This is a genomic window from Streptomyces sp. NPDC051576 (assembly GCF_040681835.1).
Taxonomy (GTDB): domain Bacteria; phylum Actinomycetota; class Actinomycetes; order Streptomycetales; family Streptomycetaceae; genus Streptomyces.
In genome coordinates, this window is record NZ_JBFAZO010000002.1 from 242,536 (window position 1) to 259,125 (window position 16,590).

At 70.9% G+C, this 16,590-nt stretch carries 13 protein-coding genes; 9 read left to right on the forward strand and 4 right to left on the reverse strand.

Annotation, left to right across the window (positions count from 1 at the left end):
* The first annotated feature begins 19 nt into the window (after positions 1-19).
* The 3 genes from AB0M63_RS07025 (at position 20) to AB0M63_RS07035 (ending at position 2,324) form a co-directional block, all read left to right on the forward strand.
* Positions 20-934, forward strand: coding sequence for a 2-hydroxy-3-oxopropionate reductase (locus AB0M63_RS07025; RefSeq protein ID WP_366018679.1), 915 nt, complete (start codon positions 20-22; stop codon positions 932-934).
* 451 nt (positions 935-1,385) lie between these two features.
* Positions 1,386-1,634, forward strand: a complete 249-nt coding sequence (locus AB0M63_RS07030; protein WP_355907111.1) for a hypothetical protein — start codon at positions 1,386-1,388, stop codon at positions 1,632-1,634.
* 117 nt (positions 1,635-1,751) lie between these two features.
* Positions 1,752-2,324 (forward strand): TIGR04222 domain-containing membrane protein, encoded by a 573-nt coding sequence (locus AB0M63_RS07035; protein WP_366018680.1) that lies wholly within the window; start codon positions 1,752-1,754, stop codon positions 2,322-2,324.
* Positions 2,325-2,419: 95 nt separating this feature from the next.
* On the opposite strand, the gene gcl is transcribed toward AB0M63_RS07035, so the two are convergent.
* Entirely contained in the window at positions 2,420-4,204 is a 1,785-nt protein-coding gene (gene gcl, locus AB0M63_RS07040) for a glyoxylate carboligase (RefSeq protein WP_366018681.1), read from the reverse strand.
* 169 nt (positions 4,205-4,373) lie between these two features.
* On the opposite strand from gcl, the gene AB0M63_RS07045 reads away from it, so the two are divergent.
* Positions 4,374-5,093, forward strand: a complete 720-nt coding sequence (locus AB0M63_RS07045) for a hypothetical protein (RefSeq protein WP_366018682.1) — start codon at positions 4,374-4,376, stop codon at positions 5,091-5,093.
* On the opposite strand, the gene AB0M63_RS07050 is transcribed toward AB0M63_RS07045, so the two are convergent.
* Positions 5,090-6,697, reverse strand: a complete 1,608-nt coding sequence (locus tag AB0M63_RS07050; RefSeq protein WP_366018683.1) for an AMP-binding protein — start codon at positions 6,695-6,697, stop codon at positions 5,090-5,092. The genes AB0M63_RS07045 and AB0M63_RS07050 overlap by 4 nt on opposite strands.
* A complete protein-coding gene (locus AB0M63_RS07055; RefSeq protein ID WP_366018684.1) occupies positions 6,694-8,370 on the reverse strand; it encodes an AMP-binding protein in 1,677 nt (558 codons plus the stop codon). Before AB0M63_RS07055 ends, AB0M63_RS07050 begins: the two co-directional genes overlap by 4 nt.
* A gap of 125 nt (positions 8,371-8,495) precedes the next feature.
* Here AB0M63_RS07055 and AB0M63_RS07060 point away from each other — a divergent pair, with 125 nt between their 5' ends.
* From AB0M63_RS07060 to AB0M63_RS07075, 4 genes are all read left to right on the forward strand, one after another.
* The gene (locus AB0M63_RS07060; RefSeq protein WP_366018685.1) at positions 8,496-9,329 is read left to right on the forward strand and encodes a helix-turn-helix transcriptional regulator; all 834 of its coding nucleotides are present in this window, start codon (positions 8,496-8,498) and stop codon (positions 9,327-9,329) included.
* Positions 9,330-9,480: 151 nt separating this feature from the next.
* Entirely contained in the window at positions 9,481-12,297 is a 2,817-nt protein-coding gene (locus AB0M63_RS07065; protein WP_366018686.1) for an AAA family ATPase, read from the forward strand.
* A 203-nt stretch (positions 12,298-12,500) separates the two neighbouring features.
* Positions 12,501-13,292 carry a serine protease gene (locus AB0M63_RS07070; protein WP_355907135.1) on the forward strand — a complete coding sequence of 264 codons (792 nt, stop codon included), beginning with the start codon at positions 12,501-12,503 and terminating at the stop codon, positions 13,290-13,292.
* 160 nt (positions 13,293-13,452) lie between these two features.
* Positions 13,453-14,100: a LysE family translocator gene (locus tag AB0M63_RS07075; protein ID WP_366018687.1), complete on the forward strand. Its 648-nt coding sequence runs from the start codon at positions 13,453-13,455 to the stop codon at positions 14,098-14,100.
* A gap of 4 nt (positions 14,101-14,104) precedes the next feature.
* On the opposite strand, the gene AB0M63_RS07080 is transcribed toward AB0M63_RS07075, so the two are convergent.
* Positions 14,105-15,220 carry a winged helix DNA-binding domain-containing protein gene (locus AB0M63_RS07080; protein ID WP_366018688.1) on the reverse strand — a complete coding sequence of 372 codons (1,116 nt, stop codon included), beginning with the start codon at positions 15,218-15,220 and terminating at the stop codon, positions 14,105-14,107.
* A gap of 150 nt (positions 15,221-15,370) precedes the next feature.
* On the opposite strand from AB0M63_RS07080, the gene AB0M63_RS07085 reads away from it, so the two are divergent.
* Positions 15,371-16,549 carry a magnesium and cobalt transport protein CorA gene (locus AB0M63_RS07085; protein ID WP_366018689.1) on the forward strand — a complete coding sequence of 393 codons (1,179 nt, stop codon included), beginning with the start codon at positions 15,371-15,373 and terminating at the stop codon, positions 16,547-16,549.
* Positions 16,550-16,590: the final 41 nt, after the last annotated feature.

Below are 16,590 nucleotides of genomic sequence, written 5' to 3' on the forward strand. Positions count from 1 at the left end.
TTACCGAAAGGCACCCCCGATGAGCAAGCTCGCAGACTCTTCCCACCCGACCCGCCCGGCGATTGCCTGGATAGGCCTCGGCATCATGGGCTCCCCCATGTCCGAGAACCTGATCAAGGCGGGTTACGACGTCACCGGCTTCACCCTGGAACAGGACAAGCTGGACCGGCTGGCCGCCGCCGGCGGCAGCGCGGCCGGCTCCATCGCCGAGGCCGTGCGCGACGCCGACGTGGTGATCACCATGGTGCCCGCGTCCCCCCAGGTCGAGGCCATCGCCTACGGCCCGGACGGCATCCTGGAGAACGCGCGCTCCGGCGCCCTGCTGATCGACATGTCGTCGATCACCCCGCAGACCTCGGTCGACCTGGCGAAGGCGGCCCGGGACAAGGGCATCCGCGTCCTGGACGCGCCGGTGTCCGGCGGCGAGGCCGGCGCGATCGAGGCCGTACTGTCCATCATGGTCGGCGGCGACCGGGCCGACTTCGACGAGGCGCAGCCGATCTTCGACGCCCTCGGCAGCACCATCGTGCTGTGCGGTCCGCACGGCTCGGGACAGACCGTGAAGGCCGCCAACCAGCTCATCGTCGCGGTGAACATCCAGGCGTGCGCCGAGGCAGTGGTCTTCCTGGAGAAGTCGGGCGTGGACCTGGCGGCCGCGCTCGACGTCCTCAACGGCGGGCTCGCGGGCTCGACCGTGCTGACGCGGAAGAAGGACAACTTCCTCAACCGCGACTTCAAGCCGGGCTTCCGGATCGACCTGCACCACAAGGACATGGGCATCGTCACGGACGCGGCCCGCAATGTCGGCGCGGCGCTGCCGGTCGGCGCCGTGGTGGCGCAGTTGGTCGCCTCGCTGCGCGCCCAGGGCGACGGCGGCCTCGACCACTCGGCGCTGCTGCGCGCCGTCGAGCGCCTCTCCGGCGCCCGGCTCTGAGACTTCCGGGCGGCGCCGGCGCCGACAACTGTCCTGTCGCGCCCAGGCGGCGGTGCCGCCCGGAAACCACATCGACCCCACAAGCGGCCCGTGGGTGCCGGACGACCCGGATGAGGGGTGGTCCACCGGCACCGCGCGGGCAGGGCGAGGACCGCGGCGGAGTGCGAGCCAGTGCGGTGGTGAAGGTTCCGAGGCCTCCCTCCCGACCTGAGGGAAGGAGCACCCCGGTTCCGTCGCGACCGCCGCGGTCCCAGCCGAAACACCCTGCCGAAACACCCACCCGATGACCCCGTCCGGCGGCGCGAACGTCCTGTCGCGCCCAGCCTCGCGCCGTCGGACGGCCACACCACGAGCAGCGCCGGATACGGAGGATCCCGTATCCGGCGCTCTTCGGTGTTCCGACGCGGTGTTCCGGGGTGCGGATCCGCGTCCGGCGCAGCAGCCTGAAGGCATGGCACACCCACCGGAACACCCGCACATCGTGGTCCACGCCCCGGCCCTGGACGGCTCCCGCCGGGTCACCACCGGCGACCAGACCCTCGGCATCGCCTCCCACCTGGACGACGTCGTCGAGATCCTGCGCCTGGCCGACCTGGACCGGATCGAGGTCGAGGAGAGCGATCTGATCGAGTGGCAGGGCGGCGGCCCGGAGGACTGGCCCGGCCTGTCGGAGCACGACGACCGGCAACACGATCAGTGAACCTCAAATAAACCTCTGAACTCCGCTCCCGAGGCTTCAACCACCCCTGGACGCGGGCACATTCGTCGCACGAGGCCCGCCGGCACGGGGGCGGCGGGCCTCGTCTCAGGGGGTGTCATGAGCGGTGGCCCGACGATTCGGCTCCAGCCTCACGAGGTCGCGCTGCTGCGGGGCGGCGACCGGGCGGCCGTCACGGTGGCCGTCCTCACGCTGCATCTGCGGGGCGCGGTCCGGGCCGGTCAGCCCGGCACGATGCGGACGTACGGGCCGGCCGCGGACGCGGGTTCGCTCCCGCACCTGGCCAAGGCGGTGCACTCCGCGCTCTACCGTCCCGCGGGTATACGGCAGTTGCTGGAACGACGGGTCGTGCGGGACGCCCTCGCGGAGTTGCGGAGCGATCTGGTGACCGCCGGCCTGCGGCGCGGGTTCCCGCCGTATCGCACCCGTACGGCGCGCGCCCTGCTGAAGTCCCTGCGTGCTCAACTCCCGTTGCCCGCCGGGCGGGAGGGGCTGTCGGCGGAGGAGCTACTGCTCGCGGTCGCCCTGTACGGGGACCGGGCGCTGTCCTCGCTCGTACCGCGCTTCGCCGGGGCGGCGGGGCTGGTCGGCCGGGGCGGGGACACCGAGCGGGGGTTGCCGCAGTCGTGGGGTGGGGGGTCCGGCGGCGGGTTCACCTGCGGGGTCGTGTAGGCCCGGCGGGTTCGTGGCACTTCGCGCCCACGCATGACAAGCAAGAGGGGGCTGTCCCGTCCGGAAGGACGGGACAGCCCCCTGACTCTCTTCTCTCAGACCTTCAGCGGCTTGATCGACGTCGGTGCGTGGCCGGGCTCGGTCGCGAGTTCCTCGAACTCGACCACCGCGCTGATGTCGTTGGTCTTGCTCATCGCGATGTTGGTGACGCGTTCCAGGATCGCCTCGACGACGACCGGGACCCGGAACTCAGCGGCGAGCTTCTTCGCCTGGTCGAAGGCGGCGCCGAGTTCGGCGGGGTCGGTGACGCGGATGGCCTTGCAGCCGAGGCCCTCGACGACCTTGACGTGGTCGACGCCGTAGACGCCCAACTCGGGAGAGTTGATGTTCTCAAACTCCAGGTTGACCTGGAAGTTGATGTCCAGGCCGAGCTGCGCCTGCCGGATGAGGCCCAAGTAGGCGTTGTTCACCAGGACATGGACGTACGGGATCCGGTGCTGGGCCCCGACCGCGAGCTCCTCGATCATGAACTGGAAGTCGTAGTCGCCGGAGAGGGCGACGACCGACGCCTCGGGGTCGGCCTTGGCGACGCCGAGCGCGGCCGGGATCGTCCAGCCGAGGGGGCCCGCCTGGCCGCAGTTGATCCAGTGGCGCGGGCGGTAGACGTGCAGCATCTGGGCGCCGGCGATCTGCGAGAGGCCGATGGTGGAGACGTAGCGGGTCTCCGGGCCGAAGGCCTTGTTCATCTCCTCGTAGACGCGCTGCGGTTTGATCGGGATGTCGTCGAAGTGCGTACGGCGCTGGAGAGTTGCCTTCCTCTCCTGCGTGGAGGCCGCCCAGGCGGAGCGGTCGGGCAGTCGGCCTGCCGCCTTCAACTCCCTTGCCACTTCCACGAAAAGCTCCAGCGCGGCCTTCGCGTCGGACGCGATGCCGTAGTCGGGGGCGAAGATCTTCCCGATCTGGGTGGGCTCGATGTCGACGTGGACGAAGGTGCGTCCGGCGGTGTAGACGTCGAGCTTGCCGGTGTGGCGGTTGGCCCAGCGGTTGCCGATACCGAGGACGAAGTCGGACTCCAGGAAGGTCGCGTTGCCGTAGCGGTGCGAGGTCTGGAGGCCGACCATGCCGGCGTTCAGTTCGTGGTCGTCGGGCAGGAGGCCCCAGCCCATCAGGGTGGGGACGACCGGGGTGCCGGTCAACTCGGCGAATTCGACGAGGAGTTCGGCCGCGTCGGCGTTGACGACACCGCCGCCGGCGACGATCAGGGGCCGCTCGGAGGCGTTGAGGAGCGCGAGCGCCTTCTCGATCTGGGGGCGGGTCGCGGCGGGCTTGTAGGCCTGGAGCGGCTCGTACGTCTCGGGGTCGAACTCGATCTCGGTGAGCTGCACGTCGATCGGCAGGTCGATCAGGACCGGGCCGGGGCGTCCCGAGCGCATCAGGTGGAAGGCCTGCTGGAAGACGCCCGGGACCTGGGCCGCCTCCAGGACGGTGACCGCCATCTTCGTCACCGGCCCCGCGATCGAGGCGATGTCGACGGCCTGGAAGTCCTCCTTGTGGATCACGGCGGTCGGGGCCTGGCCCGTGACGCACAGGATCGGGATCGAGTCGCCGGTCGCCGAGTACAGCCCGGTGATCATGTCGGTGCCGGCCGGGCCCGAGGTGCCGATGCAGACGCCGATGTTGCCGGGACGGGTCCGGGTGTAGCCCTCGGCCATGTGCGCGGCACCCTCGACATGCCGGGCGAGGGTGTGGTGGATACCGCCGGAGGCCTTGAGGGCGGCGTAGAAGGGGTTGATCGCCGCGCCCGGGACCCCGAACGCGTCGCTGACGCCCTCGCGCTTGAGGATCTCGACTGCCGCGCGGGCAGCGGTCATACGAGCCATGGAGTACTCCTGCTTCGCTTCGGCTGTCGGATTGGCGTCACCGTCGCGCCCGCGGTGAGTACCTCCGAGTTTCCGTATCATGGAATTTGAATTCTGCTATCTGGAAGTAATGTAAGTGGAGGGGGCAAGACCGTCAAGAGAGGGACAAGCAGGGGTTTCCAGGAGGACGATGGGGCGCATGTCCGAGAGCGTGCCGGTGCGCTGTCCGGCCTGCCGACGTGAGCACGTCTACGCCGCGCCGTCGTACCCGTGTGTGTGCGGGGCCCCTGTCGCCCCGCCGCTGGATCGGCGTGGCGTGGCGACGGCGGTGACCCATCGGGTCTGGGACGAGGACTGGATCGCGGTGCGCTGCGAGGCCTGCGGCCGGCTGGACGAGTGGCCGTACCCGGAGCTGGGCTGCCCGTGCGGGACCCTGCTGCGGATTCCCGTCGCGGGCACGGAACCGACCAGCGAACCACCCGCACAGCCGACCACCCGGGCCGCCAAGACCGGCACCGATGTCCGTGGCCGCCCCGCCTTCCAGCCCATCACGATCCGCACCGCACGCGACGCGGTCACCGCCGCGGCGCTCTATCTGCGCTGGCTCGGCTACCGCGACATCCGCCGCGCCGACCAGCGCCCCCCGTCCGGCATCGGCCTCGCCGCCCGCGGCATCCTGGCCCAGGTGGACCCGACCGTACGCCCGGCCTCACCGCGCGACGTGGAATGCCTGTGGCTGACCGCCATGACGGAATCCACGACCTGCGTCTACTTCTCCCTGGCCGGCTACACCGACGAGGCCCGCGCCCGAGCCGACGCCCTCCACATCCCCCTGTTCATCCTCGACCTCACGGGCACCCCACAGCCGGTGAACGACTTGGCGGACGAACTCGACGCGGCGGGGGGTTAGTTCGAGGGCGGGCCCACAACTCCCCGAACAGCCCCTTCCCGAAGCTCGACCTTCCGCACCTTCCCCGACACGGTCATCGGAAAGGCGTCCATGATCTGAAGCAGGGTCGGGATCTTGTAGTGGGCCAACCTGCCCTCGCAGAAGGCGCGCAGCTCGTCCAGCGTCAGCGGATCCGCCGCGTCGCGCGGGATGACGCAGGCCAGCACCTCTTCGCCGTAGCGCTCGTGCGGGACCCCGACGACCTGGACGTCGGCGATCTTCGGGTGGGTGTAGAGGAACTCCTCGATCTCGCGCGGGTAGATGTTCTCGCCACCCCGGATGATCATGTCCTTGATGCGGCCGACGATCTCGACGTACCCGTCCTCACGCATCACCGCCAGGTCCCCCGTGTGCATCCAGCGGCCCGCGTCGATCGCCTCGGCGGTCTTCTCGGGCTCGTTCCAGTAGCCGAGCATCACGCTGTAGCCGCGGGTGCACAACTCCCCCGCCGTGCCCCGGGGTCGGGTCACACCGGTCGCCGGGTCGACGACCTTGACCTCCAGGTGCGGGAGGACCCGGCCGACCGTGCCGGTGCGGTGTTCGAGGTCGTCGTCCGTCCGGGTCTGGAGCGAGACCGGGGACGTCTCCGTCATGCCGTAGCAGATGGCCACCTCCGCCATGTGCATCTCGGCGACCACCCGCTTCATCACCTCGACCGGGCAGGGCGACCCCGCCATGATGCCGGTGCGCAGCGACGAGAGGTCGTAGGACGCGAAGTCGGGGAGGTTCAGCTCCGCGATGAACATGGTGGGGACGCCGTAGAGCGACGTGCACCGCTCCTGCTGTACGGCCTTCAGGGTCGCCGCCGGGTCGAAGGACGCGGCCGGGATCACGATGCACGCGCCGTGCGAGGTGGCCGCCAGGTTGCACATCACCATGCCGAAGCAGTGGTAGAAGGGCACGGGGACGCAGACCCGGTCCCGCTCCGTGTACGCGATCAACTCCCCTACGAAATAACCGTTGTTGAGGATGTTGTGGTGGGACAGCGTGGCGCCCTTGGGGAAGCCCGTCGTGCCCGAGGTGTACTGGATGTTGATGGGGTCGTCGCAGGACAGCTCCGGGTACGGTTCGTCACCCGTGCCGCGCGAGAGCAGCGCCTCCCAGCTCGGGTCGCCGATGTAGACGACCTCACGCAACTCCGGGCACGCGCCGCGGACTTGGTCGACCATCGCCCGGTAGTCGCTCCCTTTGTGGCTGAGCGAGGCGAACAGGACCGAGATCCCCGCCTGCTTGAGGACGAACTCGACCTCGTGGGTGCGGTACGCCGGGTTGATGTTCACCATGATGGCGCCGATGCGGGCGGTGGCGTACTGGACCAGCACCCACTCGGCGCAGTTGATCGCCCAGATGCCGACCCGGTCGCCCTTCGCCACCCCGCTCGCGAGCAGTGCGGACGCCAACCGGTCCACATCAGCGGCGAATTGACCGTACGTCCAGCGCCGCCCCGACGGTACGTCGACGAGCGCCTCCCGGTCGGGCCAAGCGGCGACGGCCCGGTCGAGGTTGCCGCCGATGGTGTCGCCGAGGAGTGAGGTCCCGCTGGTTCCATGGGTGTACGAGGTCATCGGAAGTCCTCCTCGCGGTACTCGGCGGCCGACCCGGCGGCCGTAGCCTCGCGCAGTTCGATCCGGCGGATCTTGCCGGAGACGGTCTTGGGCAGGGCGGCGAACTCCAGGCGGCGGATGCGCTTGTAGGGGGCGAGGACGTCGCGCGAGTGCTCGAAGAGGACCTTCGCGGTGTCCGGCCCCGGCTCCCAGCCCTCCGCGAGGACGACGTACGCCTTCGGTACGGCCAGCCGCAGTTCGTCCGGCGCGGGCACCACGGCGGCCTCGGCCACCGCCTCGTGCTCCAGCAGGGCGCTCTCCAGCTCGAACGGGGAGATCTTGTAGTCGGAGGCCTTGAAGACGTCGTCGGACCGGCCGACGTAGGTGATGTAGCCGTCCGCGTCGCGGGCGCCGATGTCGCCGGTGCGGTAGTAGCCGCCGGCCATCGCCTCCGCCGTACGGTCCGGGTCCCCGTGGTAGCCGGTCATCAGGCCGACCGGCGGGTCGGACAGGTCCAGCGCGATCTCGCCCTCGGTCGCGCCCGGCGCGCCGGAGACCGGGTCGAGGAGTTCGACGTGGTAGCCGGGGGTCGGGCGGCCCATGGAGCCGGTCTTCAGCGGCTGGCCGGGGCTGTTGGAGACCTGGACGGCGGTCTCGGTCTGCCCGAAGCCGTCCCGGATGGTGACGCCCCAGGCGCGCCGGACCTGCTCGATGACCTCGGGGTTGAGCGGTTCGCCGGCGGCGAGGGCCTCGCGGGGCGGGGTGCGGAGCTGGGTCAGGTCGGCCTGGATGAGCATGCGCCACACAGTCGGCGGGGCGCAGAACGTGGTGACGCCCACCCGGTCCATCTCGGACATCAGCCGGGCCGGGTCGAAGCGCGTGTAGTTGTGGATGAAGACGGTCGCCTCGGCGTTCCAGGGGGCGAAGAGGTTCGACCAGGCGTGCTTGGCCCAGCCGGGCGAGGAGATGTTGAGGTGCACGTCGCCGGGCTGGAGCCCGATCCAGTACATGGTGGCGAGATGGCCGATCGGGTACGAGGTGTGGGTGTGCTCGACCAGCTTGGGGCGGTCGGTCGTGCCCGAGGTGAAGTAGAGCATCAGCGGGTCGTCGGCCAGGGTCGGGGCGGGGTCCCGTACGAAGAGGGAGGCCGAGGTGTCGTAGACCTCCTCGAAGTCCAGCCAGCCGGGCCGCTCCGCGCCGACGGCGATGCGCGTGTAGTCGCCCGGCACCTCGTCGAATTTGCCGGTGTCCTCGGAGCGCACGATCACCTGCCGGACCCGGCCGCGTTCGACGCGGTCGCGCAGGTCGGCGGGGCCGAGCAGCGGGGTCGCCGGGATGACGACGGCGCGGAGCTTCATCGCGGCCAGGGCGGTGATCCACAGTTCGGCCTGGTTGCCGAGCATGACCAGGATGCGGTCCTCGGCGCGGACGCCCCGGGTGCGCAGCCAGTGCGCGGCCTGGTCGGAGCGGACGGAGAGTTCACCGAAGGAGAGCTTGGTCTCGCGGCCGTCCTCCTCGACGATGTGCAGCGCGGTGCGCGCGTTGCCGTCCGCGATGACGTCGAACCAGTCGAACGCCCAGTTGAAGTGCTCGGGCCGGGGCCAGGAGAAACCCTCGTAGGCCGTGGCATAGTCCTCGCGATGCGCCAACAGGAAATCCCGCGCACTACGGAACGACTCACTCGCCGTCGTCATCTGTCCTCCTAGTAACCGGACCATTGCCGGGCGGCTCTCTGACATCGTGTAATCCGTGATGTGGGTCTCACTACCCCCGTACGGGGGTGTGTGCAGCAGAGCGGCCGCAATGAAGGGGCGAACGGGTGGCTACGGACGCGGCGGGGATGGTGGAGATTCAGTCGGCACTGGTACGGCTGCGGCGCGGCACGGGGCTGCCGGTCGCCTTCGGCGGCCTGGTGGAGAGCGGCCGCCAGCAGATGCGCATCAGCGAGCTGAGCGGCACGGCGACGCCCGCCCTGCGCGCCCTCGCGGTGAACACGGGCAACGGCCTGGGTGGCAAGGCGGTCGCCCTCGCCCGCCCGTGCGCCGTCCTGGACTACTCCGCGTCCCGGCAGATCAGCCACGAGTACGACGCCCCGGTGGCCGCCGAGGGCCTGCGCGCGATCCTCGCGGTCCCGGTCGTCGTACGGCGCCGGGTGCGCGGTGTCCTCTACGGCGCGCTGCGCACCGCCCAGCCGCTGGGCGACCGGATGCTGAGCGCGGCGATGGACGCCGCCCGGGACGTGGAACACGCGCTGGTGGTCCGGGAGGAGGTGCGGGACCTGCTGAGCGCGGCGCGCCCGGCACCGGCCCCCGACCCGGCGGCGAGCGCGGTCTGGGAGCAGGTGCGGGAGGCGCACGCGGCGCTGCGGGCGCTGGCCCCGCGCATCCCGGACCCGGCGCTGCGCGCCGAACTCCTGGACGCCTGCGGGCTGTTGACCGGGGAGACGGTCACCGGGGAGGTCGGTCTCGCACCCCGGGAGCTGGATGTGCTGGCGTGTGTGGCGGCCGGGGCGACGAACGCGGTGGCGGCACAGCGGCTCGGGCTGCGGCCGGAGACGGTGAAGGGGTATCTGCGCTCGGCGATGCGGAAGCTCGGCGCGCACACCCGCGGGGAGGCCGTGGTGGCGGCCCGGCGGGCGGGGGTGCTGCCATGAGAGGAGCCCCGCGTGGCGACCCGCTATTCATTCGCCGGAGCTTTGAATTTCCCTATGCCTGGCCGTTGTTATTTCCCTCACGACCCCATCCATCCGAATTTCAAGGACTGATTGCCTAATATTGGCCCGGACACGACACACGAGGGGAGCGGTGACCGTGCGACGGGACTTCAAGGAGCCTGCCAGATTCCGCTCCGACCTGGTCATCGGCCGGGAGGAGATGTTCACCGCCGCCCGTGGCCAGCTCGCCGAGGGCGGCAGTGTGCTGCTCCACGGCCCCGCCGGAATAGGAAAGTCGACCCTCCTGCGCGCCTTGGCCGCGGAATACGGCGACACGGCACGGACCGTGTTGCGCTGCTCCGCCACGGAGTCCGAATCTCACCTCCCCTTCCTCGCCCTCGCCGACCTCCTCGGTCTGGTCCTCGACGAGGTCTCCGAGCGGCTGCCGGCCGCCCAGCGCACCGCACTGGAATCCGCCCTCACCGGACGCGGCGAGTCCTCCCTCCAGCGCGACGGACTCGCCCTGCGCCTCGCCGTCCTGTCCGCGCTGCGCGCGCTCGCCGCCGACGGCCCCGTCCTCGTCGTCGCGGACGACCTGCAGTGGCTGGACCCGGCCAGCGCGGAACTCCTCGGCTTCGCCGCCCGGCGCCTGGGCGACACCCAGGTGCAGATGGTCTTCGCGGTGCGCACCGAGGGCCAGGAGTACGACCGGTATCTGAACGCCTCCCCGCCGGACACCCTCGCGTTCCGGCTCAGCCCGCTCTCCCGGGCCCAGGTCTCGGCGCTGCTCGACCATCGCGGCTACACCGGGCTGCCCCGTTCCACCGTGCGCGAGATCCACCGCACCAGCGGCGGCAACCCGCTGTTCGCGCTCGAACTGGGCCGCGCTCTCGCCGAGAACCCGGCCCCGCCGCGCGCGGGCGAGCCGCTCCCGGTGCCCACCTCGCTACGCGCGTTGGTGCTGAGCCGGCTCGACATGCTGCCCGCCGAGGCCCGCCGCACCCTGCTGGTCGCTAGCGCCGGCGCCCGCCCCACCGTGGCCCTGCTCCAGACCGCGGGCCGGGAGAACGCCGAGGCCGAGACCGCGCAGGCGGCCGAACTCGGCCTGCTGGCAACGGAACCCGAGGGTCCCGCCGTACGGTTCGCGCATCCGCTGATCTCCGCCGCGCTGTACGCGGAGGCCCCCGCGCAGGAGCGGCGGGCCGCGCACGCGGCGCTGTCGACCGCCGCCTCCGACCCCATCGAGCGCGCCCGGCACCTGGCCCTGGCCACCACCGGCACCGACCCGGAGGTCGCCGCCCGGCTCGCCGAGGCCGCCACCCTGGCCCGCGACCGCGGGGCGCCCTCGGTCGCCGCCTCGCTCGGACTGCTCGCCGCCCGGCACACCCCCGGCGACGGCGTGCCGGGGCCGGACGAGCGGCGGCTGCAGGCGGCCGAGGACGCGATCACCGCCGGCGAGCTGGACCTCGCCCGGGACATCGCGCGCGAGGTGCTGACCCGGACCTCGGTGCCCGCCGAGCGGGTGCGGGCCTGGATCATCGTGATCGACACGGCGGGCCACTCGATGGCCGACGTCGACGCCGTCTTCCCGCAGGCCCTCGCCGACGCGGGCGACGACCCCAGGCTGCTCGCCCTGGTCCGCTACCAACTGGCCTGGCGCGCCCTGCTCGTGGAGGGCGACTTCGCCGAGGCCCGGGCGGAGACCGCGCGCTCCGCCGAGCTGGCCGCGCGCGCCGGCGACCGGCGTACCGAACTCCTCGCGCTCTCCTTCCAGGCCCAGACCGAGACCCTGATGGGCCATCCGGACGCCCCGCGCACCATCAAGCGCGCGCTGAAGGAGCCCCAGGACCCGAGGGTGTCGTGCCATCACAACGGTGCCGGTTCGGCCCGGTTCCGCTGGCTGGTGATGAGCGATCAGCTGCCCGAGGCACGCGCGACCATCACCGCGCTGCTGCGCGAGGTGCGGCGGCGCGGGTCGGTGGAGAGCGAGGTGCACTTCCTGCGCGGGTTCGCCGAGACCGAACTGCGCTCCGGGCACTGCGGACGCGCCCTCGACCTGGCCCGCGAGGGCCTCAGGCTGGCCCGGGACTCCGGCATCGGCCAGACGGCGTCCGCGATGCTCACCGCGCTCGCCGAGGCCTCCGGCGGTGACGTGGAGGAGGCCCTCGCCCTGGCCCGGGAAGCGGTGGAGCACGCCGAGGAGGACGGCGACCAGATGTATCTGTCGCGTGCCCTCGGCGCCCTGGGATACGCCCAGTTGGTGGCCGGGGACGCGCACGGCACGGTCCGTTCGCTGCGCCGGGTGCGGGAGCTGGAGCACGCCCTCGGGGTGACCGACCCGGCGCGCGGACGCTGGCACGGCGACCTCGCCGAGGCCCTCGTCCGCATCGGCGAGAGTGCCGAGGCCCAGGACGTCATCGACGTCACCCGCGAGCGCGCCCTGCGCCTCGGCCGCGAGAGCGTCCTCGCCGTACTGGACCGCGCCGAGGCCCTGGTGCGCGCGCAACGCGGCGAACACGACGCGGCCGTGGCCCAACTGACGTCCGTTCAGGACCGGCTCGCCAAACTCGGCTACGGCCTGGAGGAGGCCCGCGCCGCCTTCGCGCTGGCGTCGCTGCGCACCGGGCAGCCCGGCCCCACGTCGTACGAGGAGGCGACCCGGCTGTTCCGCCGCTGCCGGGCGCTGCCCTGGCTGCGCCAGGTGGACGAGGCCGCCGTGGTCCGGACCCCGGAGCCGGCGCCCGCCGTCGCGCCCGCCCCCACCCTGGAGGGGCTCGACGGGCTGGCCTCGATGGAGCGTCAGGTCGCCGCGCTCGTCATGGAGGGCGCCACCAACCGGGAGATAGCCGCCCGGCTGTTCATCAGCGTCAAGACGGTGGAGGCGACCCTGACCCGGGTCTACCGCAAGCTGGGGATCCGCTCGCGGGTGGATATCGTCCGACTGGCGGCGGGGCGCCGTCCGAACTGAGGACCCTACGGGTTTACTGTGCGGCGACCGAGGGTTTTCCCTGCCCAACTCCCCTAGGGGGTTCCCTCATTGGGAGCAGGGCGTGCCTGGTTCTAGCTTATGGGTGTGCCGCTCGCCCGGGCATACGGGGGTCGGTCCCGCGACCCCCGTTGCACACCCCCACACCCGCGCGACCCCCCACCGGCAACCCAATGAGGAGACTCATGTTCGGGCTCAACCGCGCCAAGAGAACCACGGCCGTCGTAGTGGCAACCGCCGCCGCTGCCGCGACCGCACTGCTCAGCGCCCCCACCGCTGTGGCAGCCCCCCAGCCCATCGTCGGCGGTACCACGACCACCACGACGGCGTACCCGTTCGTCATGCAGATCACGGACGCCTCGCAGAACCAGTTCTGCGGCGGCACGCTCGTCTCGGCCACCAAGGTGGTCACCGCCGCCCACTGCATGGTCGGCGAGACCACCAGCAGTGTGCGCGTCGTGGGCGGCCGTACGTACCTCAACGGTACGAACGGCACGGTCAGCAAGGTCAGCAAGATCTGGATCAACCCCAGCTACACGGACGCCACCAACGGCGACGACGTGGCCGTCCTGACCCTGTCGACGGCGATGTCGTACACCCCGGCGTCCTACGTCTCCTCATCCCAGACCAGCGTGTACGCGGCCGGCACCACCGCCCGCATCCTCGGCTGGGGCACCACCTCGGAGAACGGCAGCTCCTCCAACCAGCTGCGGACGGCGACCGTGCCGATCGTGTCCGACTCAAGCTGCAAGAGCTCCTACGGTTCGGACTTCATCGCGTCCGACATGGTTTGCGCCGGACTCACCTCCGGCGGCGTAGACACCTGCCAGGGCGACAGCGGCGGTCCCCTGCTCATCGGGGGCGTCCTGGCAGGGATCACTTCTTGGGGCGAGGGCTGTGCCGAGGCGGGTTACCCGGGTGTCTACACCCGGCTGACCACGTTCTCCAGCCTGGTGACCACGCAGGTCAACTCGTAACCCGGAAGATCTCCTGAGCACACCTCAGGGAAAAACCAGGGTGCGTTGCGGGCTTCCACGAGCAGCCCGCAACGCACCCTATCCATGTGCCCACCCCTGGAGCGGCCACCCCGAAGCCTGTTTCAATGAGCGCCTGACGGGACCGACGGGAGTCGTACACATGGTGTCCACGGACCGCTTTCTCGCGTTCGCCGCGATGTCCCTGCTGGTGATCGTGATCCCGGGACCCAGCGTCCTGTTCGTCATCGGCCGCGCGCTCGCCCACGGCCGCCGGACGGCGGTGGCGACGGCGATCGGCAATGTCTTCGGCTCGTATCTGCTGGTGACGGCGGTCGCGTTCGGCATCGGCTCGCTGGTGGAGCGGTCGGTCACGATCTACCTGACGGTGAAACTGGCGGGCGCGGCCTACCTCATGTACCTGGGGGTCCAGGCCTTCCGCCACCGCAAGGACCTGAAGGCCTCGGCGATGAGCACGGCCGCCACGACGGAACCGCGCGGCGACCTCCGCACGGTCCTCGACGGCGCACTGGTCGGCGTCACCAACCCCAAGGGCGTGGTGTTCTTCGCCGCCGTACTCCCCCAGTTCGTGAACCACTCGGCGGGCCACGTCCCGCTCCAGATGCTTCTGCTCGGCCTGATCCCCATCTCCATCGGCCTGGTCACGGACACCCTCTGGGGCCTGACCGCCTCGGCGGCCCGCACCTGGTTCGCCCGCTCCGACCGCCGCCTGTCCCTGATCGGCGGCGCGGGCGGCTTCACGATGATCGGCCTGGGCGTGACGGTCGCGGTGACGGGCCGCGCGGACTGACCGCCTACGGCCGCGCCACGACCGTCCCGAACCGGATGTCGTACGACGTCCCCTTGTGCATGGTGTCGAGCATCCGAGCCCCCTCGGCGCTCACCTCGTCCCGCTGCCTCTTGGTCAGCCGGCCGAAGGCCTCGACGACGAGGTGACCGTCCTCGATCTTCCAGACCCCGGCGAGAAATCCGTCGACGAGGAAGGTGCGGTAAGCGACGTTGCCCTGCCAGGCGCGACCCCAGTACTCGGGCGGTACCACCCGGGTGCGGTCGGCGTGGGAGAGGAGCAGGTTGTCGAACTCGGGCAGGAAACGCGGCGGGGCCGGGGTGTCGGCGGCGGGCCGGGGCGCGTCCGGGAGGTCGAAGAGTTCGACGCCGTTCGGGTCCGAGAAGGTGACCAGCCCCGGTCGCAGCCGCTCGAAGACCTCGCGCAGCCGGGTCAGCCCCGCCCAGGTCTGCATGTCCTTGACGGAGGCCGGCCCGAAGGCACCGAGATACCGCAGCACGGTCCCGTCCGGGTCGGGCGCAGGCTCGGTGGGCCGGCCGAGCCAGTGCTCGGCGGTGGTGAGTGCGACCTGCCCACTCCGCCCCCACAGCCCGCGCGGGGTGACCTGGACGAGCGGGAGCTTGCAGCGGGCGGCGATGGCAAGGGCCTGCGGGTCGGCGTCCGGCCACTCAAGGAGCAGTTCCTCGCGCAACTCCTTCATGGTGCGCGGCTCGGCCTCGACCAGTTCACGGGCGAGCGCGGCGAGCCGGTCCAGGTCGACTCCGGCCAGCCCCTTGCGGAAATTGCCCAGCTCTCGATCGCGGGCGGCCTGCACCAACGGACGCAGGGTGAGGCAGTCGGCGGCGGTGTGGGTGTGGATCGTCGAGCGCATGGTGACGATCCGGACGACCGCGCGCTCGGCCATCAGCTCCGACAACGCCTCGGGTGCGAAGCCGTCGAGGCGGGCGGCGAGCGCGTAGTACGGCGGCTTGACGTTCTGCGCCTGCAGTCCGAGCAGATGCTCGACGGCCGCCCCGGCGGAGAGCGGGGAGCGGCGCAGCAGGAGTTGCCGTTCGAGGGTGGCGCGGTTCAGTGCGCGGTTGTCGAGTACGGGAGGGTGAGAGGCAGCCGCCTTGGTCGTCATGCTCCGCAAGCTAGTCGCAGTCGCGGACACCTTCCGTCCGCAACTCTCACCGAATCCGGGACCTGGTTCACCCGCCCAGGTTGTTTGCCCCGTATATCCTGCTCATGCCCTGTGATCACGTACCCGTAGGCTCGATCGAGAGGCACCGCGATGCCCCAGCGACGCGCCCGCCCCACCTCGAAGAACGCCGGGAACGGCAGGTTCGGCAGAAGGTCCGGGTGGCTCCGCACACCGGCCCCGCCCCCGCCCTCCGCGCCGACACCGCCGGAGTCCGCCACGGACACACCCCCCTCCGAACCGTCCGACACGGGCAGCGTCGTCCAGGCCGCCCTGTACCGGGACGGCGTACGGGTCTCGGCACCGGACACCCTCGCCGACACCTTCCGCGAGCTGCGCGAACAGCCCTCCGGCATGGCCTGGATCGGCCTCGCCCGCCCCACCGAACGCGAACTCCTCTCCCTGGCCGAGGAGTTCGACCTCCACCCGCTGGCGGTCGAGGACGCGATGGAGGCACACCAGCGCCCCAAACTGGAGCGCTACGGCGAGACGCTGTTCGTAGTCCTCAGCGCCGCCCGGTACTTGGACACTCCGGAGGAGGTCGACTTCGGCGAGCTGCACGTCTTCGTCGGCCCGGACTTCGTGATCACGGTCCGGCACGGCGCGGCCCCCGACCTCTCGGCGGTCCGCCAACGCATGGAGGAATCACCGGAGTTGCTGAAACTCGGCCCCGAGGCGGTGCTGTACGCCATCCTCGACGCGGTCGTCGACGGCTACGCGCCTGTGGTGGCCGGCGTCCAGACCGACATCGACGAGATCGAGACGGAGGTCTTCCGCGGCGACCCGGAGGTCTCCCGCCGCATCTACGAACTCTCCCGCGAAATGGTCGAGTTCCAACGCGCCACCCGCCCCCTGGTCGGCATGCTGCACAGCCTGATGGCCGGCTTCGCGAAGTACCGCACCGACGAGGAACTCCAGCGCTACCTCCGCGACGTCGCCGACCACGTCACCCACACCAGCGAACAAGTGGACGGCTTCCGCCAGGCCCTCACCGACATCCTCACGGTGAACGCGACCCTGGTCACCCAGCAACAGAACGCGGAGATGCGGGCGTTGGCGGAGGCGGGGTTCGAGCAGAACGAGGAGATCAAGAAGATCTCTTCTTGGGCGGCTATTTTGTTCGCGCCGACGTTGGTCGGCACGATCTACGGGATGAACTTCCGGCGCATGCCGGAGTTGCACTGGGTGCTCGGATACCCCTTCGCAATCCTCCTGATGGCGGTCGTATGCACCAGTTTGTACGTCATCTTTAAGCGGAAAGACTGGCTCTGAGTAATCGCCCTGGGAGGCGCTCCCGGTCTCCGGTGTAGCAG